Genomic DNA, 26,315 nt, shown 5'->3' on the forward strand with positions numbered 1-26,315 from the left:
CGATCCATCGTGGTGCTGGGGGAGAATGTCACGGCCGATACCACCTGGCGAAACGAAATCCCCCGTTACATAGTTACGGGTGATGTCAGGGTGCGGCATACTACCTGGAACAATCCGGCCTATACGGCGACGCTGACGATTGAGCCAGGGGTGGAGGTGCGCTTTAATACCGGCACGGGTCTTTATATCGGTGCGGACGGGTGTTACGGTGCGCTGTCGGCCCAGGGTACGGCGGGATCTCCCATCATCTTTACTTCCAATGCGGCCTCCCCGGCGCCGGGCAACTGGAAGGGAATTAAATTTGAAGACACTACCAATGATGGTTTAAGCCGGCTGGAGCACTGCATTGTCGAGTACGGCGGCAATACCAACAATGCCAACATCTACGTCTATAGAGCCAACCCGACTCTGAAGGCCAATATCATCCGGCACAGCAGCGTGCACGGCATCCGTCTATACAGTTCCTCACCGCAGATAACCAACTCCAGCATCACCAACACCGGTCAGGCCTGCATTTACCTGGAAGGAACCTCCAACCCGACCATCGGCGGTACGGGCGTCGGCAATGTGATTGCCGATATCGGAACCTATCCGATTTACTGCGTGGATGCCAACAGCCACCCGGCCGTAATCGAAAACAGCATATCCGATTACGGTTCTCACGCCATGCGGATGCCGGCGCGCATGAATGTGCGCGGAAATACCTATGCGGGCACCGGCAGCCGATCCATCGTGGTGCTGGGGGAGAATGTCACGGCCGATACCACCTGGCGAAACGAAATCCCCCGTTACATAGTTACCGGTGATGTCAGGGTGCGGCATACTACCTGGAACAATCCGGCCTATACGGCGACGCTGACGATTGAGCCGGGGGTGGAGGTGCGCTTTAATACCGGCACGGGTCTTTATATCGGTGCGGACGGGTGTTACGGTGCGCTGTCGGCCCAGGGTACGGCGGGATCTCCCATCATCTTTACTTCCAATGCGGCCTCCCCGGCGCCGGGCAACTGGAAGGGAATTAAATTTGAAGACACTACCAATGATGGTTTAAGCCGGCTGGAGCACTGCATTGTCGAGTACGGCGGCCATACCAACAATGCCGATATTTATCTTTACCATGCCAAACCCGTTATTCAGTACAACACCTTCCGTAACAGCAGCCATTCCGGCATTTATGTCAATGGCACCGGCAGCAACGGCGCGACCCTGCGCTGCAACAATTTAAAAGACAACCGGTATGGTATTTATATTGCCGGCAATGCTCTGCCTTCGATTCTCAACAACAATTTTCTGACCAGCCAGATTGATGGCCTTTACAACGCCGGCGGCGTGCAGGTAAAGGCCGAGAACAACTGGTGGGGGGACGCCAACGGCCCCAACTTTAACGGCGATTCCACCTACGGGTCCGTGGATTTTAGTCCTTGGTTAAAGGCAGAGAGCGATTGCATTACCTCACCGCCCACTAACATGTCCCCCTATGCTCCCAAAACCCCCGCTCCGGCAAACGGCGCCGTGCGGGTGCCGGTGGTCAGCGACGGGCAGCCCATTGCAGTAAACCTTGGCTGGGTCGGCAGCGATCCCAATCCCTGGGACACCCTGATGTATGATGTCTATTTCGGAACGGCCGCGGACAGTCTGGTGAAGGTGGCCGAAAACCTTGCAGCCGCCCAGTTTGCCAAGTCGGACCTGGCCCAGGGGATCATCTATTACTGGCAGGTGATTGCCCGGGATAATAGCGGCGCTGAAACCGCCGGCCCGGTCTGGCACTTTACCACCCTGGGGTCTCCGCCGGACCTGGTGGTGACCGAAATCACCTGGAATCCCGCTGTTGATATCGCCGCCGGCCAGACGGTTACCATTACCGCCACCATTGCCAACAGCGGCGAAGGCCCGGTGGTGGACGGGTTTCAGGTCAATTTCAAGGTCGACGGGGTGAGCATCGGCGCTCAGTCCGTCAGCCCGGTGATTGCAACAGGCGCAAGTTTTCAGCTCAGCCGCACCTGGACCGCCACCGTCGGGACTCACACCGTCGAAGTCGCGGCCGACAGCACCAATACCGTGGTTGAAACCTTTGACAACAACAACAGCCTGACGGCAACGATGCCGTCTGTCAGCGATCCCTCGCCGCCCTTACTGGTTTCAAGCAGCCCGGCGGTTGGAAGCAGCCTGTCGCTGGCAAGCAAAATCATTGTAACCCTTGCGGATGAGTACGGCACGGTGGATGACGCCGCCGTGATCGCAAGCTTTATTGTCACCGCCGGCGGTCAGCCGATAGACGGCAGCGTGGCCGAAAGCAGCGATCAGTTCACCTTTACCCCTGCAAGCGCACCCCTTGCCGACGGCATCTATCAGGTTGCTTTTACGGCCGCTGATATCGCCGGCAACACCAAAGCGTACAGCTTTTCCTTTACAGTGGACGGCCAGCCGCCCATCAAACCCGTTATTACCGGCGGCAGCATTTATAGCGGCGTGATCCATGTGCGGCCCTATGCGGACAACCGCTCCAAAACAGCGGCGGTGACCTTAACCGGCGCCCGTGAAAGCAACACGGCGGTGTGGGTCAATGCCGTAAAAAAAGTCAATATCGGTTCGGGCGACTGGTCCACCGGTTTGACCCTGGCCCAGGGCGGCAACGCCCTTGAGATCTGGCTGACGGATGCGGCCGGAAACCGCGGGCCGTCCGAATGGGTCGATATTTTTGTGGATTCTGTGGCCCCGGCCCTTACCGGCCTGATCGCGCCGCCAAACAACAGCTTTGTCAATGTGCCGCCCGCGACGGTTAAGATCGGCTTTCAGGAGGCGGGCAGCGGCCTTGACCTGAACGGCTCGGCCCTGGCAATTAAAGACAGCAGCTTTGTGGAAGTTGAGGGAAGCTGGTCTGTCTCGGCAAACCAGCTTGTTTTTACCCCGGCCGTGACCTTTCAGGACTCCAATTACAATTTGAACATCCAGCTCAAGGATCATTTAACCAACCAGAGCGCAGCCGCTGCGTATCATTTTACGGTGGATACCCTCGCGCCGGTAAAACCCGTGGTAAACCCGGTCACCTCGCCGACCTTTAACCCCAACCAGACCATCAGCGGCGCCAAGGCCCCCTATGACGCCATATTATTAAACGGCCAGGAGATCATCGGCAACACCAGCGCGACTGCCTGGCAGTACAGCGCCGTCCTTGCAAGCGGCACCAACACCTTTACCTTTACGGCCGGGGACCGGGCCGGCAATGTCAGCGAAGCAACAATCGTTGAGATTGTTTATGACGATGTGGCCCCCGATGCGGTCGCGATCCTTACCGTCAACGGCGCCGGCAGCGGTACCACCGCAGTTTTAAACTGGACCTACAACGAGACCTTCCACGGCGACATTGCCGCATACCGGATCTTTTACGAGACTGCGGCCTTTGATACGGTTTCGGCTTTAACGGTCCGTGCCGTGGTCAATGCCGGCGCCTTTACCAAGACCTTTCAGGATTTAACTCGCAACGGCGCCTATTATTTTGCAGTGGTGCCCGTGGATGTGATGGGCAACTTTACGGACAGCGTCATCCCGGTGGCGGTAACCCTTAGCGATATCCTGCCCCCGGCCGAGGTCACCAATCTGGCGGTCCAATCCTTTGCCGACCGCCTGATCTTTACCTGGACCCATTCCACCTCAAGCGATCTTTCCGGCTACAAGGTTTACTTTAACAGCGCTCCTGACGGCATATCCCTGAGCGCCGATCGGAACACCTATGAGCAGACCGGACTTAATGCGGCCACCGCCTATCCCTTCAAAGTGACCGCCATCGATACGGATGCCAATGAAAGCAGCGGGGCTGCGGTGACCGGCTATACCTTCCTGCCCCACCCCGGGAATCTTTCCGCGGATCCCAAAAGCGGGTACGTGGACCTTTCCTGGAGCAATATCGAAAAGTCCCAGTACCTGAAGCACTATCGCGTGTATGTCAGCGAATCAAACTTTTCCTCGGTGGAAGGCATGACCCCGAAACTCACGGTCACGGCCGCAACGGCCAAGGCAGCCGGGCTCAGCAACAATGTGCCCTACTTTTTTGCGGTGACTTCCGTAAACCTTTCCGGCGGCGAAGATAAAACCGTCGCCGCCATTACGGCCACCCCGGTGCCGGACCTCATCGGTCCGGAGATGGTCAACCTCAAGGTCAACGGCGCGGTCTTAACCGACGGCTATACCCTCACGGTTCCCGGCAGCTTCAGCCTGGACGCGGTCGATCCGGCCGGGGTCAGCCGGGTGGAGTTTTACCTTGACGGCGTGCTGGTGCGCACCGATTACAGCCCGGCCTATACCTGGTTCTGGAATATCGTTGAATCCAGCGACGGCAGCCACAGCCTCACCATCAAGGCCTATGACACCCTGGGAAACAGCGCCGAGGCAACTTACAGCATCACCGTGGCCCTTGCCGTTCCTGCCGCGCCCGTTATCAGCCAGCCGATAAGCGGGACGCTTACCAACAAGGCGGCCGTTACGGTTTCCGGCAGCGGCCCCAAATACAGCGACATCATCTTTTTTATGAACGATGTGGAAACCGGACCAGTGGCGGCTGTTGACGGCGCCGGCAATTTCAGCGCCGTCCTGACCCTGGCAGAGGGTGAAAACCGCATCCAGGCTGCTGCCAGAAACCGGGCCGGGACCGGTCCTTTCAGCGCGACGGTCCTGGTGACCCTGGACACCAGCCTGCCCCAGGCCCCCACCGGCCTTACGGCCCTGGCGCTTTCCGGCGGGCAGGTGCGCCTGACCTGGCAAAAACCCCTGGACAATGTCAGCGGCTACAACCTCTACCGTGCGGCAGCGGACTTCAGCAACCCGGCCCAGGCAACCCGGGTCAATGCCAACATGATTGCCACCACGACCTTTACCGACCTTCCCTCTGCAGACGGCGTCTATTATTATCGCGTTGCCACGCTGGACAGCGCCGGAAATGAGAGCGAACTTTCCGCCCCTGCGTCTGCAGCCTCCGACCGCACCCCGCCCCGGGCCGTTTCCATCGCCTACAGTCCCCGGGGAAAGGTCGATCCGGTATCCGGCCGCATGGCGCCGGGCAGCGTCGATATCCTGCTTACCGTCAGCGAAGCGCTCCAGGCCGCGCCTTTTTTAACGCTGACGCCGGAAAACGGCGTGCCGGCGACCGTAACCCTCGGCAAGGCCACAAGCACCACCTATGCCGGCGTCTTTGTCATTACAACCGCCATGCCGTCGGGCACGGCCTATGCGGTGTTTTCAGCCCGGGATGCGGTTGGCAACCGCGGCACCGAGATCAGCGCGGGCGCATCCATTAAAATCGACACGGCCGGCCCGGCTGTCACGCGCCTGGTGATCTGGCCCAATGATCCCGTTAAAACCGACGCCCAAAACCCGGTCTCGGTGATCATGACCATCGGCTTAAATGAAAAGGTCAAACCCGGCACGGCGCCGGTACTCTCGTATCTTCTCTCTCAGCCCGGACGGGATATTATCGAAATCACCGGGCTTAGCGATATCGGCGCCCAGTCCGGCGACGTCCAGACCTGGCAGGGGACGTTTGCCCTGCCCGACGATGCCGGCCTTTCCGAAGCCGAGACCCTGGAGTTTCTCTATCAGGGGGCCGATGATCTGGACAACCTGAACGACCGCATCCTGGCAGACCACCAGTTCCAGGTCTACCAGGGAGACCTGCCGCCCCTGGCTGCGCCCGAGGGGCTTAAAGCAGAGGTGCTTTCCGGCGGACGCGTCCGGCTCACCTGGAACGCGGTGGAAGAAGCCGTGGGGTATCAGCTCTATCGCCAGGGGCCGGGGGAAACCGAGCTTGCCGTCCTTTCGCGTGTGGACGGCGCCGTTGAATTCATTGACAGCCCGCCGGCAGACGGCATCTATCTCTATGCGGCAGCCAGCATCCGGGCGGAAAACGACCAGGAGGCCTTAAGCGGCATGTGCCCGCCCATCACGGTAAACTCCGATTCGGTTGCACCCGGGGCCCCGGCTAATTTGTCCCTTGTGCTCGTTTCCCAGGGGATCAGGGCCGCCTGGGATCCGCCGGCCTATACCGAGCCGGTGACCTATTCGATTTACCGCTCGTCTGCGGCCGAGATCATTTCGGTGGCGGGTTTAACGCCGCTGGCCGTGGGCATCACCCAGACCGTTGTGATCGATCCCCATCCGTCCCAGTCCGATCACAGCTACGTGGTCACGGCCGTTGACGCCGCCGGCAACGAGTCGGCGCCGTCAAACTCGGTTTATCTCAATTTCAGCCTGCTGCCGGTTTCCAGCTTGACCGTGGTGCAGGCCGATACCGACGTGCCGATGGTCTCCTGGACCCATGGGGGCGCGGACATTGCGGGTTATGACATTTACCTGGGTCCGGATGCCCAGCGCAGCAAGCTGAATGCCGCCCTTTTAACGGCAACGTCTTTTACCGATGTGGGCTACTCCCAGGATGAGCGCCGCTATACCCTGGTGGCAATGGATGCCAACGGCATTGAAAGCCTGGGCCGCAGCATCACCCTGCCGGTCATGCAGGCCGAGTTTGCCGCCGGCGCGCGCCTAAAACGCGGCATCATGAACCAGCTTTCCTACAGCGTAAAGAACCTGTCTGCCGCCCCTGTTTCAAATGCGCGCCTTAAAGTGAATGTAAATGGAAAAGATCACGTTTCCGAAAGCTTCAGCCTTCAGCCTCCAGCCTCCAGCCTCATTCCCGTAATTGTTGGCGGCTACAGCGACATGGAAGATATCGAGCCGCTGACCACCACCATCGAGGTTACCCCCAATGCCGGCGAGATCGTTAAGATCATACGCACCTCCCAGATCGAGGTCGGCGACGGCATGCTGGTGCTTCAGATCGCAAATGACGAACTTGTCCGCGGCGGAAAGGGGGCCGTGCGCTTTACCCTCGAAAACAGCAGCGATGCCGAAGTCGAGATCATCACGGCCCAGAGTTCGGGGGGAGCGCCTTCAAACGAGGTGGTCTTCAGTTTGCTGGACCGCGACAACAACGTACTTTCCACCCAGAAGTTCAAGCAGACCATCGGAAGCATGATCGTGGGGCTTTCAAACGGCAATATTGTGGCGCGCATCCCGGCCGGGGCGACCTTTGCTTCATCCCCTGTCAACATCAGCGTGCCGTCCGGAGCGCCCGACGATGTCACCATCCGGCTCTCCATTGCAAATCTCTACTACCATCACGGAAAATCCGACCAGGTCAAGATGAACGGGCTTTCCGGCAGCTACGGCGTCACCCTGGCGGATACGGCCTACACCGGCACGGTCACTTCCATCACGCCCGAAAGTTCCACCGGCGACAGCGACGTGAAGATCAGCGGCCGGACCGTTGCCCGGGCCGATGCAAGCCCCATGCCCAACGTGGCCTTAAAGCTGGTGATCACCTTAAACGGGTTTGAGCGCACCTACAATGTTTATACCGATGCCGACGGCAATTTTACGCATACCTTTACGCCCCTTGCCGGCGAAGCCGGGGTCTACAGCGTGCGGGCGGTTCACCCGGATCTGACCGACAAACCGGTGCACGGCGCCTTTACCATCAGCCGGGTTGCCGTCACCCCGGCGGCGATCAATTTGAGCATTCCCAAAAACTATGAGCAGAACGTCAATATCCAGGCGGCGGCCGGCGACGGCACGGCGGTGACCAACCTGGGCCTTGAACCCGTGGGCGCGGCCCCGGCCGGCGTCCATCTGACCATCGGGGCGCCCATCGCGGCCCTTTATGCCAGGCAGACCGGCACACTGAACCCTGTAGTTGGTGCGCCGGTAAAACCGGCGGGAAGTAGTGAATGAAAGTTTCATACGATGAAGATTTAGCGAATCACATCGACCCCGAGTCATGCGTGTGCAGTCGTAAGGTTGCAGGCGAAGCGTTGACAGGGGAAAGTGCGGGCGAGGTATTGAGCCGCGAAAGAGGGTTTGCTCCGGGGTGCCGACGACGTCAACTTGATCGGAAGGCAACATGGAACATATCGATAATGCAAGAGATGTTCCGACCCCGCGTGGTCGGAGACCCTGTGCACGCACGGAAGCTTCCCGCACGGGAACCGGGAGATCCTGTGTTTGATCGTAGCGGGTGGCGCTACAATCCGCGCTGTGAATCCCAAGGGAGCACGACAGCGATGAACGGACATGGGAAGTCGGACAGACCCATATGTACCGAAGAAACAGTCGAACAAAAAGCAGGTGAGATTCCTGCTGGCGGAGATTGCGGAGGGAAGGGGTCTGGCCAAGGGGAATCTGTTCCAACAAAACAAGTTCTGGGCACGGTACCAGGAAAGGAGCGCCTGTGAAGGCTGACTCCCACAACTTGCCAAATGCGATGGAACGGATACGACAGGCAGCGAGTCGGGATAAACGGCTGCGGCTTACCACGCTCTGACATCATGTTTATAACATTGAACACCTTCGAAAGGCTTATTCCAGCCTTAAGCGCGATGCTGCGCCTGAAGTAGACGGTGAGACATGGCGGCACTACGGCGAAGATTTGGAAGGAAATCTCCAGGGACTCGCCGGCAGGCTGAAACGTGGAGCGTATCGGGCGAAGCCGGTTAGAAGATCGTTCATACCCAAACCCGACGGCCGTCAGCGGCCACTTGGCGTGACTGTGCTGGAAGATAAAATTGCGCAGCGGGCCACGGTAGAGGTATTGAATGCGATCTACGAAACCGACTTTCTCGGTTTTTCGTATGGTTTTCGCCCTGGGCGAAAACCGCATGATGCGCTCAACGCCCTGTATGGGGCAATTATGACGAGAAAGGTAAGCTGGGTGCTTGATGCAGACATTCGTGGCTATTTTGATGCCATCTCCCACGAATGGCTGGAAAAGTTCATTAAGTATCGGATTGCGGACAAGCGCGTCTTGAGGCACATTAAGAAGTGGCTCAACGCAGGCGTGCTTGAAGAGGGTGCGGTGACGCATAATAAAGAGGGCGTACCACAAGGAGGAAGTATCAGTCCCTTGCTGGCCAACGCCTACCTGCATTACGTGTTTGATCTGTGGGCTGACCAGTGGAGGTCCAAGCATGCCGGTGGTGAGGTTATCATCGTCAGGTATTGCGATGACTTTGTGGTTGGCTTTCAGTACCGCAAAGACGCTGAAAGGTTCTTGGCTGATCTTCGGGAACGTTTTCTGAAGTTTAACCTGGAACTTCATAAGGACAAAACACGGCTGATCGAGTTCGGCCGATTTGCTGCCCAGAATCGTAAAAGTCAGGATAAAGGAAAACCGGAAACGTTCGATTTTCTCGGTTTTACCCATATATGCGGTAAGACTGAGAACGGGAAGTTCATGGTGCTCCGACATAGCATTGGCAAGAGGATACGGGCAAAACTTATGGAGCTTAAAATGGAACTCAAGCGGCGCCTTCATAACCCTATACCGGTTGTGGCTAAATGGTTGCGTGTTGTGTTGCTCGGGCATTATCGATACTATGGTGTCCCGGGTAATAGTCGGAAATTACATTCATTTTATTTTCATTTGAGTCGTATATGCCATAAGGCGCTGCTTCGTCGTAGCCAACGCCATCGCCTCAACTGGGAACGAAGGAGCCGACTCATTAATCGCTGGCTCCCACGGCCCCGCATTTGTCACTCATATCCTGATTTGAGCATGTACGTCACTACCCGAGGTAGGAGCCCAGTGCGGTAGTTCCGCTCGCTGGGATCTGTGCGGGGGGTGCGAGGTAACTCGCATTCCTACCGCGACCATAATAAACATGACAAGGCATGAAAATAAATAATGATAACAGGGCGTTTAAATACTATCGGTTTGTTTCCCCAACTAAACTTTTGATGTTGTTTTTAGATCAGGAAATAGCAGCACAATCAAGCTTCGCCTAAAAACAAGGAGACAACAGAAATGAAAAATGACTATTACGTTTACATGTACATTGATCCAAGGAACAATGAGGAGTTTTATTACGGCAAAGGCAGAGGCAAAAGGAAATTCATCCATCTGAAAGGGACCGCTGATTCTGACAAGACTCAAAGAATCGCAGAAATCAGAAAGGCAGGGTCAGACCCCATAATAAAGGTTATCGCGGCGGGACTGACTGAAGATGAAGCGCACTTGATAGAAACCACACTGCTCTGGAAACTAGGCCGATTTACAGACAATATTGCGTCAGGGAATATGTCCAAAAAATTTAGGCGTAAGGACACGCTTCACATCGATATGCCAGGCTTTGATTTCAACAATGAAATTTACCGTGCCAATGTAGGTGAGCAAAAGCTTAAAAGCAAAATAGGTCGCAAATGGGAGGATTGCATAAAATACGGATTCCTCTGCGCTGGCGGGGGCAATAAATGGATAGATTTAATTAAAAGCTTAAATGTGGGTGACATTCTAGTCGTGTATCTTACAGGAAAAGGTTTCGTAGGAATAGGAAGAGTTAAGGCCAAGGCCGTTCCCGCAATAGATTTCAAGGTAAAGGAAAAACCCATCCTCAACATTAACACGCTCGGAAAATATGACGGCAACAAAAACAATCTGAACAATTGCCAATACATGGCAAAGATTAAATGGATTAAAACATTAGACAGGGATGCCGCTGTCAAGGCTTCAGGAAAAGGGTTCAACCTCAGGGGAGCATTAGTTTCCATATCCAAAAATTCGAAGATGATCCAGTTCATAAACAGAGAGTTAGGGACTGACCTCAACAAGTTAGCGAAGAAGTAAGACAAACGATAATGAAATAATTAGCGGCTATAAAAAAGGATATTATGTCCAGGCCATTACGAATAGCATATCCGGGGGCATGGTACCATGTAATGAACCGGGGTCAACGGTAGGAAATATTCACCAGTCCGCAGGACTATCAGCTTTTTACTGAAGTGCTTAAAAAGACATCGAAAACTCTCTGCCTAAGATTGCGCGCGCTGTATTTCTACCCGACTGGGAAAAGAGACCAGAAATCATTAATTTCGTGAATTTGTGAGGATATTATTGAGCTTCAGGTCGGTAATCCTACTAAAATGACGAAGGTTTCCGGTTATAAGCTCCAAATTATGGCCTATGGCTGTGGCAGCAATCTGAATATCCGCATCGGGAAGGATTGTTCCAATCTCTTCAAGATGCGCTCGGATTTTGCCAAAAACTTTCGCAATGCTTATGTCGTAAGGTAAAACGGTGACAGCGGGGAGAACCCGTTGTTCTATATTGGTTAAGTGTCGCTCACGGTCTTGGGAGCGGTAGGCGCCTTTGTACAATTCGCCTATGACAACGGCACTAGTAAATTGCTCTTCACGAGCAACTTTCATGATCCATTTCACATAGGCTCTTGCGGGGTGTGGGCGCAGGAGTTCTGAAATTGCATCGGTATCAAAGAGAAAAGCCATTTTCAATGTTCCAGGTCTGGGATATTTCGCTGTCCCTGCCGAGGAGATGCGCTCAAAATTGAAGCCAGTTCTTCGCTATTTTCCCAGCCACCCGCAATACTGGCAAGCCCACTCTCTGGCCCTGCTTTTCTCAAACGCTCAAGGTGTTCGAGGTCACTGGGGCTAACAAGTGCGGCGACAGGTTTGCCATGCCTGGTGATGAGCACGGCAGAACCCGCTTCTGCTGAACGGATGCATTCTGAAAAGGTGGCTTTTGCTTCAGCCACGGATATGTTTTTTTCCATTATCAACCTCCATTTTTGACTATTATGACTATTATGACCAAAATGTCAAGGTTTTGGAAGCGTTGATCCGAAAATTTAAAATTTCATGATTAAAACAATTTAAAGGGAAAGTCGAACTGAACATTGACTTGAATGCAATCAGAGGGCGGCAAAACCGGTATTAGTCGATACCTCAGTATGGGCTGAGTTTTTCAGAGGGGGGAGCAGGATTACTCCGATTTTCCCACCAGCGGTCCGTAATGCCCGGGCTGCCGGTCTTTGATGAGATCATTGAGGGGGTTAATGGACTTGTCCCTGGTTTGAGCAGGGCTGATGGCGACCGCTAAAATCTCATCGCCTTCGGGTCCGGCCGTTTTCAATTCCCGGCCGTTGTAGCCGAAGATTGCGGATTTTCCGGTAAACACCAGTTCTTCACCGTTTCTTTTTTCCCGGCCGCCCCGGTTGGAGACCGCAATATATACCTTGTTTTCAACGGCACGGGCCGCCATCACCGGATGCCAGGTGTCCGTAACCAGGTTCGACGGGCACACGATCACATCAGCCCCCTGCAGCGTTAAAATGCGGGCCGCTTCCGGAAAGCGAAAATCATAGCAGATCATCGCACCCAGGCCCAGATCCCGGGTGTTGTCTGCGATGACAAAGAACCCCCGGTCGCCGGGGTCAAAACAGAATTTTTCCTTATAAAACAGGTGTATTTTCCGATAAACCCGGACAGGCGCCTGCGGTCGGGCAATCAAAGCGGCGTTGAACAGTTTGTCTCCATCGCATTCAGCAAACCCGGCCACAACAATGGCGTTGTGTCTTTGGGCCATTTCCTGAAAAAACCGGGCGGTGGGGCCATCCGCCGGTTCAGCCGCTTTCGCCGTTTCTTCTCTGGAAAGAAAGAAATAGCCGGTGGTGCAGAGCTCCGGCAGAACAATAATGTCCGCGTCCAGGCCCTCGGTCAGGCGCTCGATGCGGTCGAAATTTTTTTGCTTCCGATTGAACTCAGGGCTGAACTGGACGACCGCTAAATTAAGTTGTTTTTCTTTATCATTGTCCATGGACGCCGAATAATTTTCTAATGCCATAAGGCGAATGTTTTATCAGAACCGGTATCTCCCGGTTCTGATAAATGAATTTACCCCTCTGTGCCCTCTGGGCCTCTGTGGTGAATCATTTTGATCTTGTCTTATTCTCCCTCATCAACTTCCGCAACACATACGGCAGAATCCCGCCGTTCAGAAAATATTCGATGTCCACTTCCGTGTCCAGCCTGGCAATGACATCGAATTGAACTTCACTGCCGTCCGCCTTTACCTGCAGCTTCTTGCGGGGGGTCATGTTGTCGACCCCGCTGATAAAAAACGTTTCAGATCCCTCCAATCCCAGCTTTTCCCAGCTTTGGCCCGGTTTGAACTGCAGCGGCAGGAGCCCCATGCCCAATAGATTGCTGCGGTGAATCCGCTCGAAAGATTCGGCGATAACCGCCTTTATTCCCAGCAAATTGGGGCCCTTGGCTGCCCAGTCCCTGGAAGAACCGCCGCCGTATTCCCGGCCGCCCAGGACCACCAGCGGAACCGCCTCCTTTGCATATTTCACGGCGGCCTCATACACAAACATCTCTTTTTTTTCGGGAAACTTAAGGGTGTACCCGCCTTCTTTGGGATCCACCATTTTGTTTTTGATCCGGATGTTGGCAAAGGTGCCCCGCATCATGACTTCATGATTTCCCCGGCGTGAGCCGTATGAATTAAAATCTGCCGGTGCAACCTTTTTTTCCTTAAGATGCCGGCCGGCCGGATACTTTTCGGAAAACGCTCCGGCCGGGGAGATGTGATCCGTGGTGATCGAATTTCCCAGCAGCAGCAGTGCCCGGGCGTTGCTGACGTCGGCGGCCGGCGACGGTTCCAGGCGGATGCCGTCAAAAAACGGCGGCTTTTTGATGTAGGTCGATGCCGGGTCCCAGTGAAAGGTGGTGCTCTCTTTGACCGGCAGCTTGTGCCAGAGCGCGTCCCCGTCAAATATCCGTCCGTATTCAAGGCTGAAAAACTCCCGGCGGACGTGCTTTCGGATCAGCTTTTTGATTTCTTCGGATTTGGGCCAGAGTTCCGCCAGACAAACCGGGTTGCCGTTGGGATCCAGGGCAACCGGCTCTGTGGTCATATCCACATCGATTCTGCCGGCCAAGGCAAAAGCCACTACCAGCATCGGGGATGCCAGGAAATTGGCCTTGACGCTCTGGTGAATGCGGGCCTCAAAATTACGGTTTCCGGAAAGTATGGCCGCCACCGTCAGATCGTTCTCCTTAACGACCCGTTCAATTTCCTGATGCAGGGGACCGCTGTTGCCGATACAGGTGGTGCAGCCGAACCCGGCCACGTGGAAACCCAGCGCTTCCAGATACGGCATCAACCCGGCATCGGTCAGGTACCGGATCACAACCTTTGAACCCGGAGCCAGGGACGTTTTTACGCAGGGGGGCACCCGCAGCCCTTTTTCAACGGCATTTTTGGCAATCAGGCCGGCCCCGATCATGACATGAGGATTCGACGTGTTGGTGCAGGAGGTAATGGCCGCAATGACGATGCTGCCGTCCCCGATCTTTTCTTCATTGCCGCTGATATTGACTTCATAGAGTCGCGGGTTGATCGGCTTACAGGTTTTGGCCCGAACGGTCTGGCAGCCGGACTCGTCAATGAAGGTGGAAAGCTGCCCCGCACTGGTATCGCGCTCATATTCGCACCCCAGCACATTGGCAAAGCTTCCCTTTAAATCTTTCAAAATAATCCGGTCCTGGGGCCGGGAGGGGCCGGCCACGCAAGGCTCGACCGTTCCGAGATCGAGTTCCAGCACCTGCGTATATTCAGGCTCGATTTTATCGCTGTAGAAAAGCCCCTGGGCTTTTAAACACCTGGCCGCAACGGTTGCCTGTTTTTCACGATTGGTGAGTTTCAGATATTCAATGGTTTTGGCATCCACCGGAAAAAATCCCAGGGTGGCGCCGTATTCCGGCGTCATGTTGGCCACTGTGGCCCGGTCCGGAACGGTCAGGTTTTTGATGCCCGGCCCGAAATACTCCACGTATTTTTCAACCACCTTGTGCTTTCGCAGCATATGGGTGACCGTCAGGACCAGATCGGTGGCCGTGACCCCCTCTTTTAAACTGCCCGTGAGCCGGACGCCGATGACCTCGGGAATCGCCATATAATAGGGCTGCCCCAGCATCACCGCTTCGGCCTCGATGCCGCCGACGCCCACACCGATGACGCCGATTCCGTTTATCATCGGCGTATGGGAATCGGTACAAATCATCGTATCCGGATAGAGCAGCGTTTTTCGGCTAACCGTCTCGCTGATGACCACCCGCCCCAGATATTCTAAATTCACCTGGTGGCAGATGCCCGCTTTGGGGGGTACGACCTTGAAATTGTCAAAACTTTTCTGGGCCCATTTCAGGAGGGCGTAGCGTTCGCCGTTGCGCTGGTATTCTCTTTCCACATTTTTGTCCAAGGCATCGGCGGTGCCGAAGTGATCGACCTGAATGGAGTGGTCCACGATGAACTCAACCGGGATGAGCGGGTTGACGATTTTGGGATCGCCGCCCAGCGCTTTAACGGCATCCCGCATGGCCGCCAGATCCACAATCGCCGGGGCGCCGGTATAATCGTGCATCATCACCCGGGCCGGATGAAAAGGGATCTCCACCGGTTCGCTGTACGTCTTTTGCCAGCGGGCAATGTTGACCAGATCCTCCTCCTTGACGATCCGGCCGTCCAGCTTTCGCAACAGGTTTTCAACCAGGATTTTAATGGTAAACGGCAGCCGGTTCACATCGGCAATCCCTTTTTTATGCAATGCCTTTATGTCGTATAAATGGTAATTTTTGGATTTTAACGTTATCCGCTTCACAAAGTCCCGTGACTTCATCCTGCCCCCTTTCGTTTGGCTGAACGCTTTAACCGATACCCTTTTCTATGTGCCTGAATGATGCAAGATTCAGGATATATTCCTTTACCTTCAAATATGTGATTTCAGAATTTTTGATGCAGTCCCCCACTGAAATGCCGCCGCGGTAGTTTCCGCTTAAAAATATACCGGGATTATCCCCTTCAAATGTTCTAAAGTATCTTTCATGTTCCACATACCCGATTTTATATTGGGGAATCGCCCGCGACCACATTTTTTCCTTTATAAATACCGGATCTTCTTTGATTCCCATGATATCATGAAACTCAGCCATAACAGCTTTATTCAACAACTCAGGTTCGTTCTCAAACAGTTCCGGGGATCTGGCGCCGCCGACAAACAGCGTAAATGCCGCCAGGTCATCCCGGCTTCTATCCGGAAATAGGGTTGAGCTCCAAATCGCGCCCAGGAAAGTTTTCTTTTCTTTTTCCGGAATTAAGAACCCGAAGCCGTCCAACGGCTGCCGGATGGCCGCCTTACGATAGCCCAGATATAAAACCTTGACCGGCGGATAATAGATATCCTTTAAATGCACGGACAGCTGCGGGTCCATCTCGGCAAAAACAGTCGCCGCGCTATGGGCAGGAATCGCCGAAAGAATGATGTCGGTTTCATCTTCCGCGGTTTTCCCATTCCGGCTGGATATGACCGTTAACCTGCCTTGATGCCTCATGACCTTCTCGACATGGCAGTCATACTGCAGACGGATTCCGGGTCTGGCCGCAATGGCCTTGGGAAATACCTGCATGCCGCTTCTAAAGGAAAATATCCGGGCGCTTTGCTTGGACGTTTCGGACCGCGCTTTTCTTTCCTTGGCGCCTTTTATAAATCCTTTAATCAACCCGCCGTACACTTCTTCCAGGCGATACAATTTCGGAAACGCCGATTTCACGCTCAATTCATCCGGATTCCCGGCAAAAACACCTGCCACAAAAGGATTGACCGCATAATCCAGAAACTCCCGCCCCAGCCGCCTTTCAACAAATTGAGAGATGCTCTGGTAGTAACCGTCCGGCGACGGTCCGATGAAAGGTTCGGCCAGGAGCCGCAGTTTTGCTTTTAGAGAAAACAGATCCGTCTGAATAAATGCCAGCGGGGTTGTCGGCAACGCATGGAGGCGCCCGTTTTTCAGAATATAGCGTTTGTTGCCGATTTCATTGGCGTAGACCATTTCATCGCCCAGGCCCAGTTCCGTCACCATTTGGGTGATGAGGGGCGTTGTGTCCAGTCCGCTGTTGGGGCCGTAATCGATCAGGAACCCATCCCCGCGCCGGGTCATCATGGAGCCGCCCGGTTCATGATCGGATTCTAACACAGTGATATCCCAGCCGTCCCTTTGCAGCCAGTATGCCGCTGATAGTCCGGATATGCCGGCGCCCAGAATCGTGATCTTGATATGGCTTTTATTCATTCGTCATGTTTTTATGTGACTGCAGGGTTTAGGGCCTGCAACGTTATATCTTTCAGCGCCGAGATAAACAGATCCGAATCGTTTAACCCTTTCATGACCACATAGTTTTCAATGCCGGCGTTGACGGCAACGTCTCTGTATTCGATCTCCAGCTCAAACAGGGTTTCGATATGGTCGCTGACAAAGCTGACGGGAACCACCAATATCTGTTTGTTATGTTCCGCCGCCAGGGCTGTCAGGGTCTCATGGGTTGACGGCGTAAGCCATTGCAGCGGTCCGACCTTGCTTTGAAAACAGAGGTGATGGGGACGGTCAAAATTACGTTTCAGCATGACCCTTTCGATGGTTTTCATGATTTGGCTGCTGTATGGATCGCCCTGGTCCACCAGCCGCTGCGGCGTGCCGTGGGCGCTGAAAACGATTTGGATATCATCTCTGGCAGGCTCCGGAAAACGTAAAATGGTTTCATCTATTCTTTGATTGATCGCCGCAATATATTTTTCATTGTCGCAATAATGATCAACATAGACCAGCCGGGCGGCAGGTCCGCCATAAGACCGTTGCCATTCCCTGAAAGAGGAGCCGGTGGTCGTTATCGAATAATGCGGATAAAGGGGCAGTAAAACAATTTTTTCGAAACCTGTTTCTGAAAGCCCGGCCGCAACATCTGTGATCGCGGGTTGCCAGTAGCGCATCCCGACATGAACTTCGAAGTCCCGGGAGTCCTTATTAAGCGCGCGCTCAAGTTTCTTCCGTTGGACAGCGGTCCACTCGTTGAGGGGTGACTTGCCCCCGATTTTTTTGTATCTTTCCGTGACCTTGGGAGCACGCGCCTTTGCGATCAGCTTTGCAAAAAGCTTTTGCCCGAAGGGTATCTTGAAAATATCGTGGTCACTGAACAAATTCCTTAAAAAGGGCTCAACCGCACCCAGTGAATCCGGCCCCCCAAGGTTCAGCAAAACAACAGCGTAGCGTGACATCTAATCCCTTCGGTTATACGGTTCTGGAATAGCGCGCCTGGTCCTCTTTGCGTTCAAGGTATCCGTCAAAATTCATCGCTATGTTTCTGATCAGAAATCGGCCCATGTCCGTAACGTGCAATTTTCTGCCTTCAATCCTGATGAGCTGATCGTCCCCCATTGTTTTCAAATTCCCGAGCCCCCACCTGAAGTAAGATTCAAAGTCGATGCCAAATTCATCCTCGATGGCCTTAAAGTCCAATTCAAAATCGCACATGAGCCGCGTAATCACTTTACGCCGCAACACATCATCGGGATTGAGCCGGCAGCCCCTGACCGTCGGCAGGATCCCTTTATCCAGTGCGGCAAAATATTCCTTTTCTTCCTTTTCATTCTGGGCATAGATGTTACCGAATTGACTGATGCTGGTAATGCCCATGGCATATAGATCGGCGCCTGCGTTGGTGCTGTACCCTTGAAAATTTCGATAAAGCTTCTTCTCTTTTAGCGCCACCGCCAGTTCATCACCCGGTTTGGCAAAATGATCCATCCCGATGAATACGTAGCCGGCGCCCGTCAGTTTCTCCACCGACATTTTCAGGATGCTTAATTTCTCTTCGGGCGTCGGCAGATCTTCCAAACGAATCAGTTTCTGGTGTTTTTTCATCCACGGGACATAAGCGAAATTAAATAATGCAATTCTATCCGGATAAATATCGATGATCGTATCAACGGTCTTTTCAAAATTATACGCCGTCTGAAAAGGGAGGCCATATATTAAATCGACATTTAAACTTTCAAACCCCAACTCCCGGACCCAGTCCACCACACGCCGCGTCAGCGTTTCCGGCTGGATCCGGTTTACCGCTTTTTGGACCTTTGCATTAACGTCTTGAACACCCATGCTGACCCGGTTAAAGCCGCCGGACCGTAATGAGACCAGATGGTCTTTGGTCAGTTCGCGCGGGTCGATCTCGCAACTGACTTCCGCGTCCGGCGCTATTTCAAAACGTTGCCGGATGTAGGCAATCAAATCCGAAATTTCATCGGGATTCAGATGAGTGGGGGTGCCGCCCCCCCAGTGCTGCTGAACTGTTCTCCGATCCTTTGGGATCAGGCTCTGAATGTGATCGATTTCCTTTTTCAAGTATTTCAGATAGCGCTGAATCCTATCGCGGTTATGGGTGACAATCATATTGCAGCCGCAGAAGTAGCAAAGCGTGTCACAAAACGGCAGATGAAAGTATAAAGACAAATCCGCAAGACCGCCCCCCTGATTTGTCTGTATGATTTCGTTTAAAAAATCCGCATGGGTAAATGCGTCGCTGAATTGCGGCGCAGTGGGGTAGCTTGTGTACCGCGGCCCCGGTTTGTCATATTTTTTTATTAAATCGATATCGATGCTCAGCAAGGTTTTTCCCTTTTTTCATGGAAAACAACGCTTTTCTCTTTAACGAAATCCACCAGAAATTTCAGGTTGTCGGGCGAGACATCCGGAAGGATCCCGTGACCGAGATTAAAAACATGGCCGTCATGATGGCCGTAGGATTCTAAAACCTTCCAGGCTTGCCGGGCGATATTTTCCTGGTGCATGTAGAGAACCGTGGGGTCAAGGTTGCCCTGCAGAGCGACCTTATGGCCGATCATTTCCCGAACCTCACCGATATCCATTGTCCAATCAAGGCCCAGTACATCGGCGCCGCAAGCGGCCAGCCTGTTCAGCCTGAAATGAACCCCCTTGGCAAATACGATGACCGGCTCATCCCCTCGTTTGATCTGAGAGATGATCCTTTTGATATATTTCAAGGAAAACGTTTCAAAATCATCCGGAGAAAGGATCCCTCCCCATGTGTCGAAAATCTGAACCGCGTTGACGCCCGCCTCGATTTTGGCGCTCAAATATTCTGCGGCGGTATCGGCGATCATTTCCAACAGTCGATGGGCCGCACGGGGTTGGTTGTAGATAAAATTTTTAACTTTTGAAAAATTTTTTGAACCCTGGCCCTCAACCATGTAGGTCAGCAGGGTCCAGGGGGAGCCGCTGAAACCGATCAGGGGAACCCTGCCGGCCAATTCTTTTTTTGCCAGTGCCACCGCTTCGAGAACGTACTTTAAATCAACCGAGGGATCAATGATTCTGATCCGTCCGATATCATCTTCGTTTCGAATCGGATGCGGAAATACCGGCCCCGTACCTTCGTGCATCTCCAGGTGCATGCCCATCGCTTCGGGGATCACCAGGATATCGGAAAAGATAATGGCGGCATCCACACCGATGAGTTCCACCGGCTGAATGGTAACCTCGGCGGCCAGTTCCGGTGTTTTGCACATGGTCATAAAATCAGCCTGCTGGCGGATCGCACGATACTCCGGCAGATACCGGCCGGCCTGACGCATGACCCATATGGGGGTGCGTTCAACCGGAAGCCGCCTGCACGCTCTTAAAAACAGATCATTTTTGAGTAAAGCCACCTATCCTCCCAGTGTAAATGGTCTCTAATCGAAATGCGTCTAAAAAATTCTGACTGATATTTTTTCCCTTAATGCGTGCCGTGACCCTACAATGCGTGAAATCTACCTGATAATCTAAGATAATAATCCGGGTTTGTAAATGGAAATTAGAGTCTTTATCTGCCCGGGCCGACCGTTGTGTCACCCTTAATTTTTTTGATTATTTTCGGAATAAAAAAGGAGAATATAAAGAGCGCTATCGAAAAGAAAACCTTAAAAGACACCAGCCGGCCCCAGTCCCCCGAAGCCCAGACGTCCGCAACGGTTCCGATAAAAAATGTAAAAATAAAGGTGCCGACGATAATCCCGAAGCCCGTTCCGAAAAAATAATCCCAGAAACCGACTTTGGTCAGGCCCATGCCGAAATTCATGGGTGTAAAGGGAAAATAGACCAGCCGAAGATACAAAACGGCGGCAAAACCGTTGCGCGCGATGGCATCGTCATATTTTTGAAGTTTTTCCCCGATCAGGGATGCTGCAAACTCTCTTCCCAGGGTTCGCCCGATATAAAAAGCCGCGCTGGCGCCCGCCATGGCGCCGATCCAGACATAAGCAAAGCCCCGGTATGGACCGAAAATGGCCGCGCCAATCCCGGTCAAGAGTGTCCCCGGCACAAAAAGGCACACCCCCACGGCATACACCAGCATAAAAATAAGCGGCGCCCACAGTCCGACCTTTTCCAGAAAAAGGCCCAGGGCATCAGCCGTGAGATAATCCTTTACCGGCGTAAATCGGACCAGCAAAATGGCTGCAACAATAAAGACAACCAGCCCCACCGCTTTTACAATGCTTTTTGATTGGTTCGGTTTCGGCTGTCGCCGGGCGGGATTCATTCAACTTACCTCCCTGGGGTGAACAGTTTCACGGTTAAAACCATCATTTCCAGCTGAAATCGATTTAATACAAATACCATAAGGCGTTTTTGATGACAATCAACCATTTAAAGGGTGTTGTCTGTAAAGCGATTTGTTTTTATTGCTATTGAAGTATTTTTCATTTAAATCAAATGAAGCTCCCCGCAGCCAGCTGCGGGGTATCAAAGCGCAATTGCGCCGTAGCTTTAACCCGCCTACGCTCAGTTGAGCTTCGGTGCGGTTCACCTCGCCTTTCATCCCTGCTGCAAGCAGCAGGGTATTCAGGCGAAGGCGAATAAACTTTAAACAGCACATGTTGACATTGCGTCCTTTGGTAGGCACATTATTATTAATTTTTGTAGAACAGACGAAGGGTTTTAGATAAAAACTTTTCAATCCGATCATCGCACAACCCGACCCGAAAAAATGAATTCAACTGAAAAATCCGTCGATTACCTTATTTCGCGCAGCGGCATCGTCGGCCGGCAGATTTTAAAACTGGCCCGCTGGATGCTCATAGACAACGGCGAACCGGAAAAACAGTCGCATGGTTTGTCCGGTTTTTGGCAGCAACAGATTCGACATAATCGCCTGCTGCTCATCCGTGCATTGAGCGGTTTTATGATGGCTTTTTATACCTATTACATCGGGGGCTCCCTGACCCGCAGCGATCAGCAGACTTTTGCAAAGCTTAACAATATGGACGGCAACGCCTACCGGTTGACGCTCTATAATGCCCTCTTTTGCGGGATCCCCAGTGCCATGGGGTATTTTTTGCTGGGGGAAGGCTTCAGCCTTTTGAAAGGCATCCATTCCCTGGCTGAACTCCCGTCTTTGATTGCCCAGCGAACATCCCTGGCCATGGGCCTGCTCAGCCTTGCCGTGGATATTTTTCGCATGATCGATTCTGCCTGGCATCGCCTCTGCTAGGCACCCCTGGGCATGTTTCCCATCATCATCAATCTGCCCACGTACCTGAAGCTGATATGGACCCGGATCGCCCCGTCGACAAAAACATCAACTCCTATCCGGCGCGCAAATCAATCATCCAAAAATAATAGATAACAGCAATTGTATCGCATATCAATCTGATGAGGAGAACAGTTATGGTCATCATATCCCCCCGCCGGTTTACCCAAAAATTACGTTTGGCCGCAGCGATTGCCTCCTGTTTCGGGTTACTGACCGCCATTTGCTCTTGCGCAACTTCGGGCCAAGATATTGAACCCAAATTTACACGGTCATCAGGGGCTGAATTTGCCAAGGGCAGCCGCAAGCTCGATGTTCCCTACGTGGTCACTCATCAGGCCGTCGTCAGGGCCATGCTTGACCTGGCAGCCGTCAAGCCGGACGAATTCCTGATCGACCTCGGCTCCGGTGACGGTCGTATAAATATTTTAGCTGCCAAAAATCACGGCGCCCGGGGGTTTGGGGTTGATCTGAACGACAAGCTGGTGGATTTGAGCCGACAGTATGCCAAGCAGGCCGGCGTTTCAGATCGGATCGACTTCTACGTAAAAGACATCTTTTTAACCGATATCAACAGGGCCGATGTGGTGACGATGTATTTACTGCCGGAAGTCAATTTAAAACTGCGGCCCAAACTGTTGGGCGAACTCAATCCCGGCGTACGCGTGATTTCACAGGATTTTCACATGGAAGCCTAGCGCCCGGATAGCATCCGGACGCTAAAAGATGAAAGCGGGGAGGAACGATACCTTTACCTGTGGATCATACCTGCCGAGGTGGGCGGCCGGTGGCAATGGCAAATCCCCATCCTCAGCAGCGACCAGCGTTTCGTTCTGGAAGTGAATCAGCATTTCCAGGATATCGAAGGGGCAGCACTGAATCAGGATATTCTCTGGCGTATTTTTAACCCGTCCCTGAAGGGTGATCAGATTCGATTTTCGTTGATCAGCGAGGCGGATGACCGTATCGTTCAGCAGGATTACCAGGGCCGCGTAAAGGGAAACATCATTGAAGGAACGGTCCGGTTAGGCGGAACCATGGCCCCGGAAAGTCTGGAATGGAAAGCTGAACGTATCCACAAATAAACCCCGGCGCAGGGTGTTCATTCCCTGGGGACCCCTTCTTTTGTTGGGCGGCAAAAACAAACCGTTCCCCAGAACCGGCCAATCTCACACCTAAATCGGCACCCCGTTGAATTTCCCCTAACGGGGTGTTTTAAATTTTCCTTTTTTATGATATCCTTTTTACACCTTGATGGTGTAACCCAACAAAGTTTACGGCACAGCCCTTCCCCTAAACGCATTTAACAAAGGAGGAGACGATGGCAGTAAAAATCCTGATTAAACGGACAGTCCCCCTGGACAAAGCCAGAGAAATGATCCCCCTTGTCAGGCAAATGCGAAGCCTGGCAAACAATCAGCCGGGGTATATTTCCGGTGAAACCTTAAAAAGCCTGGACCAGCCCGACACCTTTCTGGTTATCAGTACCTGGCAATCCTCAGATGACTGGGGCAAGTGGTTGTTAAGCAAGGAAAGGCAGGGTGTTCAGGAAAAAATCGATTCGCTGCTGGGTGGAAAGACCGAATACGAAATGTTTTATTACGGCTTCACGGAATAACCCAAAAACAAATCGGTTAAAGATCCTGTTCGGACCTGCTGTCTTCTATTACCCAAAAAATGCCCTGTCACGCCATTTGGCGGAACAGGGCATTTTTTAACCATCTATCGTTTGTTTATATATTTGGTATGCGTTCCCGCGCTGCCTGAACGATGCTGAAATACTCGTCCTTGTTAAATCCCAGACGGACCAGGGTTTCATCCCGGGGAATGCCGTTGGGATCGTACCCCTTTTCCTGATAAACCACATCGGTTAATTTGTCATATTGGCTGTTTCGATATTTTTGTAAAGCGGTCAGCATCTCTTCATCCCCCATGCCGTTCACCTGAATACCGGCCACATCAGCGAGATATTGCTGATAATACGCTTTGCGTGAAAGGAATTCGTTCATATAAACCGGTGCTTTGGCCCGCAGGGGAATCACATCATGTTCGCGGGTCCCGAATCCCTGGCGCAGATTAATCAGCTTATGCAGAAGGTAGCTTCGCTCCGACTCCGCCAGGAGATCGTCCAGTGTTTTTTGGGTCCCCAGGGTGCCGTTTACCAAACCGAGATAATACGCGATCGTCGGAAGATTTTTGGCAGGATCCTCCGTGTTTTTTGCCTCGGGGTGACGCACATCAATCCATGGCAGCTTGCAGAGGCCGACAATGTTAAACCAGGTGCGAAACAGCGGAAACCATCTTAATGCCGACGCCTTTTTTTCAAAGGTGGGCAGCTCTTTTTTGATCTGATCCAGGGCGATGAGCCAGGCTTCGTCGTGCTGCGGCCCTTTCAGGGCAAAACCATAGCCGCCCTGCTGGGCCAGCGATTCCTTGGTAATGTACATCGAAAATTCCAGGCCTTTACTCTCCATGGCAAAAAGTTCCAGCTCGGCCATGATCTCCCCCGAAAGTTGACCGTTGCGTGATGCCACAAGGTTCGCAATATAATGCTTCATGTGGCGCACGCCTTTGCCGGCCTCCCTGGCCAGGCCCTTTTCACCGGAAGCCATGCGATGCAGCAGTTCTAAAACCGTATCCGCACGGCCCCATTCCAGCTTGAGCCCATCGGTGTCTTCAGGCGTCAGGATGTTGCGCTCATAGGCTTCAAACAGGAACGACATCACCACGCCGGCGCTGATGGTATCGAGACCGTACTCGTCACAGTACCAGGCATACTCGAGCATGCCGTCGATATCAAAAACACCCAAGTTGGTAACCGCCGCCGCTGTTTCGTACTCCGGTCCATCCACCGCAACGGTCTTGCCGGCGTGGGGTCCGGACTTGAGGGTATATTCCTCGCATCCCTTGGTACAGGCCAGGTTGCAGCCCGCAAAACAGCCATCGGGTTTTCGCTGTTCAAAAACGCTGTTTTCAAATATCTTGCCGGACACATCCTTGGCGCGTTCATCTGAGCCATATTGATAGTTATTTATCGGCAGCAGATGATGCGGATTCATCATGTCTATCAGAGAGGTCGTCCCCTGGGTGCCCAGGCTCATGGAATTCGGGTCCACCTCGCGGATGACGCTGCGGATGTTTTTGCCGGCGTCCCGCAACTGCTCACGGTCGGCTGGATGGTTGGAAATGCCGGCAGAGATATCACATTTCACAACGATGCCCCTGAGTCCCTTGGTGCGCATGACCGTACCCAGACCGCCGCGGCCGGCTTGCTTGGCCCGGCAGCGTTTTCGTCTGACATCGTAGTAAATACTGTTGACACAGCCGAAATGCGTTTGTCCGGCGCCCCGACCCGCACACACAAAAGCCACCCCAACAGGATTTCCCTCGCCTTTGTATTGATCGATCACCTTTTCAGCTTCAAGCAAAGAAAATTCCGTTTGGGGCGCATCGACGATCTCTATCTTGCCCCTGTCGCCGTCAATGACAACCATGACGTCTGCGGCTGATTTTCCGGTAATGGCGATGGCGTCAAAGCCTGCCTGTTTTACCAGCGGGAAAAAATAGCCGCCGACATTGGAATCGCAAAATGTCCGGGTCAGGGGGGAAATCGACCCCACGATAAATTTGCCGGTGCCGGCAAATCCGCTTTCCCCGCAAAACGGTCCGCCGGCAAGGGCCAGTACGTTTTCCGGGCTGTCATAAGTCGTATCGCTATGGGTGCCGTCATAGACAAGTTTCAGACAATAACCCCGGCCGCCGACAAACATGCTTCGCGTTTGGTCCGAAATCTTTTCAACAACGATGCTGCGGCTGCCGAGGTCAACTCTCAGCAGCCGGTCGGTATATCCTCTTTCCACCGCCGCTTTGGAATAATCAATTGAATTAATAGCCATATTATACTCCTTTGTAAAATTCAGCTTTCGTAAAGAGGTTATATAGTAGAGATTGTGATTAGCTGTCAAGTTAAAGACTTACAGTAAGCATCCATACTATCCAAAATAATTTAAAATCAGGCCGTTGGGGATGAGAACAGAAGGTCACCACTGCGTCA

The 26,315-nt window shown here is 53.2% G+C and carries 18 protein-coding genes; 6 read left to right on the top strand and 12 right to left on the bottom strand.

Features of this window, described 5'->3' with window-relative positions; translation table 11 throughout:
• The first annotated feature begins 90 nt into the window (after nt 1–90).
• A complete protein-coding gene (locus tag P1P89_10100) occupies nt 91–7,779 on the top strand; it encodes an Ig-like domain-containing protein (GenBank protein ID MDF1591854.1) in 7,689 nt (2,562 codons plus the stop codon).
• 289 nt (nt 7,780–8,068) lie between these two features.
• Here P1P89_10100 and P1P89_10105 read toward each other — a convergent pair whose 3' ends face one another.
• Nucleotides 8,069–9,358, bottom strand: coding sequence for a hypothetical protein (locus P1P89_10105; protein ID MDF1591855.1), 1,290 nt, complete (start codon nt 9,356–9,358; stop codon nt 8,069–8,071).
• Nucleotides 9,359–9,847: 489 nt separating this feature from the next.
• Here P1P89_10105 and P1P89_10110 point away from each other — a divergent pair, with 489 nt between their 5' ends.
• A complete protein-coding gene (locus P1P89_10110; GenBank protein ID MDF1591856.1) occupies nt 9,848–10,666 on the top strand; it encodes a GIY-YIG nuclease family protein in 819 nt (272 codons plus the stop codon).
• Nucleotides 10,667–10,905: 239 nt separating this feature from the next.
• Here P1P89_10110 and P1P89_10115 read toward each other — a convergent pair whose 3' ends face one another.
• The 10 genes from P1P89_10115 to P1P89_10160 form a co-directional block, all read right to left on the bottom strand.
• Nucleotides 10,906–11,325: a type II toxin-antitoxin system VapC family toxin gene (locus P1P89_10115; protein MDF1591857.1), complete on the bottom strand. Its 420-nt coding sequence runs from the start codon at nt 11,323–11,325 to the stop codon at nt 10,906–10,908.
• Nucleotides 11,326–11,327: 2 nt separating this feature from the next.
• Nucleotides 11,328–11,609, bottom strand: a complete 282-nt coding sequence (locus P1P89_10120) for a type II toxin-antitoxin system Phd/YefM family antitoxin (GenBank protein ID MDF1591858.1) — start codon at nt 11,607–11,609, stop codon at nt 11,328–11,330.
• Nucleotides 11,610–11,818: 209 nt separating this feature from the next.
• Nucleotides 11,819–12,679, bottom strand: coding sequence for a hypothetical protein (locus tag P1P89_10125; GenBank protein MDF1591859.1), 861 nt, complete (start codon nt 12,677–12,679; stop codon nt 11,819–11,821).
• An 85-nt stretch (nt 12,680–12,764) separates the two neighbouring features.
• Entirely contained in the window at nt 12,765–15,518 is a 2,754-nt protein-coding gene (acnA, locus tag P1P89_10130; GenBank protein MDF1591860.1) for an aconitate hydratase AcnA, read from the bottom strand.
• 28 nt (nt 15,519–15,546) lie between these two features.
• Entirely contained in the window at nt 15,547–16,968 is a 1,422-nt protein-coding gene (gene hemG, locus P1P89_10135; GenBank protein ID MDF1591861.1) for a protoporphyrinogen oxidase, read from the bottom strand.
• Nucleotides 16,969–16,979: 11 nt separating this feature from the next.
• Nucleotides 16,980–17,948: a ferrochelatase gene (gene hemH, locus P1P89_10140; GenBank protein ID MDF1591862.1), complete on the bottom strand. Its 969-nt coding sequence runs from the start codon at nt 17,946–17,948 to the stop codon at nt 16,980–16,982.
• Nucleotides 17,949–17,961: 13 nt separating this feature from the next.
• Nucleotides 17,962–19,338 (bottom strand): oxygen-independent coproporphyrinogen III oxidase, encoded by a 1,377-nt coding sequence (gene hemN, locus P1P89_10145; GenBank protein MDF1591863.1) that lies wholly within the window; start codon nt 19,336–19,338, stop codon nt 17,962–17,964.
• Nucleotides 19,332–20,399, bottom strand: coding sequence for a uroporphyrinogen decarboxylase (gene hemE, locus P1P89_10150; GenBank protein ID MDF1591864.1), 1,068 nt, complete (start codon nt 20,397–20,399; stop codon nt 19,332–19,334). Before hemE ends, hemN begins: the two co-directional genes overlap by 7 nt.
• Nucleotides 20,400–20,554: 155 nt before the next feature.
• Nucleotides 20,555–21,271, bottom strand: coding sequence for a TVP38/TMEM64 family protein (locus P1P89_10155; protein MDF1591865.1), 717 nt, complete (start codon nt 21,269–21,271; stop codon nt 20,555–20,557).
• A 99-nt stretch (nt 21,272–21,370) separates the two neighbouring features.
• Nucleotides 21,371–21,697, bottom strand: coding sequence for a hypothetical protein (locus tag P1P89_10160; protein MDF1591866.1), 327 nt, complete (start codon nt 21,695–21,697; stop codon nt 21,371–21,373).
• Between the two features lie 21 nt (nt 21,698–21,718).
• Here P1P89_10160 and P1P89_10165 point away from each other — a divergent pair, with 21 nt between their 5' ends.
• The 4 genes from P1P89_10165 (at nt 21,719) to P1P89_10180 (ending at nt 23,879) form a co-directional block, all read left to right on the top strand.
• A complete protein-coding gene (locus P1P89_10165) occupies nt 21,719–22,222 on the top strand; it encodes a hypothetical protein (GenBank protein MDF1591867.1) in 504 nt (167 codons plus the stop codon).
• A gap of 176 nt (nt 22,223–22,398) precedes the next feature.
• Nucleotides 22,399–22,959 (top strand): methyltransferase domain-containing protein, encoded by a 561-nt coding sequence (locus P1P89_10170; protein MDF1591868.1) that lies wholly within the window; start codon nt 22,399–22,401, stop codon nt 22,957–22,959.
• A gap of 78 nt (nt 22,960–23,037) precedes the next feature.
• Nucleotides 23,038–23,346 (top strand): hypothetical protein, encoded by a 309-nt coding sequence (locus P1P89_10175; GenBank protein MDF1591869.1) that lies wholly within the window; start codon nt 23,038–23,040, stop codon nt 23,344–23,346.
• 236 nt (nt 23,347–23,582) lie between these two features.
• Nucleotides 23,583–23,879 (top strand): antibiotic biosynthesis monooxygenase, encoded by a 297-nt coding sequence (locus P1P89_10180; GenBank protein MDF1591870.1) that lies wholly within the window; start codon nt 23,583–23,585, stop codon nt 23,877–23,879.
• A 115-nt stretch (nt 23,880–23,994) separates the two neighbouring features.
• On the opposite strand, the gene P1P89_10185 is transcribed toward P1P89_10180, so the two are convergent.
• A complete protein-coding gene (locus P1P89_10185; protein MDF1591871.1) occupies nt 23,995–26,157 on the bottom strand; it encodes an aldehyde ferredoxin oxidoreductase C-terminal domain-containing protein in 2,163 nt (720 codons plus the stop codon).
• Between the last annotated feature and the right edge of the window lie 158 nt (nt 26,158–26,315).

Source organism: Desulfobacterales bacterium, from assembly GCA_029211065.1.
GTDB lineage: Bacteria > Desulfobacterota > Desulfobacteria > Desulfobacterales > JARGFK01 > JARGFK01.

What these genes read in the sequence shown, in the direction of transcription:
- acnA (MDF1591860.1), bottom strand. Translation starts at nt 15,518, where the DNA reads ATGAAGTCACGGGACTTTGTGAAGCGGATAACGTTAAAATCCAAAAAT.
- P1P89_10155 (MDF1591865.1), bottom strand. Translation starts at nt 21,271, where the DNA reads ATGAATCCCGCCCGGCGACAGCCGAAACCGAACCAATCAAAAAGCATT.
- P1P89_10120 (MDF1591858.1), bottom strand. Translation starts at nt 11,609, where the DNA reads ATGGAAAAAAACATATCCGTGGCTGAAGCAAAAGCCACCTTTTCAGAA.
- P1P89_10110 (MDF1591856.1), top strand. Translation starts at nt 9,848, where the DNA reads ATGAAAAATGACTATTACGTTTACATGTACATTGATCCAAGGAACAAT.
- hemG (MDF1591861.1), bottom strand. Translation starts at nt 16,968, where the DNA reads ATGAATAAAAGCCATATCAAGATCACGATTCTGGGCGCCGGCATATCC.
- P1P89_10165 (MDF1591867.1), top strand. Translation starts at nt 21,719, where the DNA reads ATGAATTCAACTGAAAAATCCGTCGATTACCTTATTTCGCGCAGCGGC.
- P1P89_10105 (MDF1591855.1), bottom strand. Translation starts at nt 9,358, where the DNA reads ATGAAGGCGCCGCTTGAGTTCCATTTTAAGCTCCATAAGTTTTGCCCG.
- P1P89_10125 (MDF1591859.1), bottom strand. Translation starts at nt 12,679, where the DNA reads ATGGCATTAGAAAATTATTCGGCGTCCATGGACAATGATAAAGAAAAA.
- hemH (MDF1591862.1), bottom strand. Translation starts at nt 17,948, where the DNA reads ATGTCACGCTACGCTGTTGTTTTGCTGAACCTTGGGGGGCCGGATTCA.
- P1P89_10115 (MDF1591857.1), bottom strand. Translation starts at nt 11,325, where the DNA reads ATGGCTTTTCTCTTTGATACCGATGCAATTTCAGAACTCCTGCGCCCA.
- P1P89_10180 (MDF1591870.1), top strand. Translation starts at nt 23,583, where the DNA reads ATGGCAGTAAAAATCCTGATTAAACGGACAGTCCCCCTGGACAAAGCC.
- P1P89_10160 (MDF1591866.1), bottom strand. Translation starts at nt 21,697, where the DNA reads ATGATCGGATTGAAAAGTTTTTATCTAAAACCCTTCGTCTGTTCTACA.
- P1P89_10170 (MDF1591868.1), top strand. Translation starts at nt 22,399, where the DNA reads ATGGTCATCATATCCCCCCGCCGGTTTACCCAAAAATTACGTTTGGCC.
- P1P89_10185 (MDF1591871.1), bottom strand. Translation starts at nt 26,157, where the DNA reads ATGGCTATTAATTCAATTGATTATTCCAAAGCGGCGGTGGAAAGAGGA.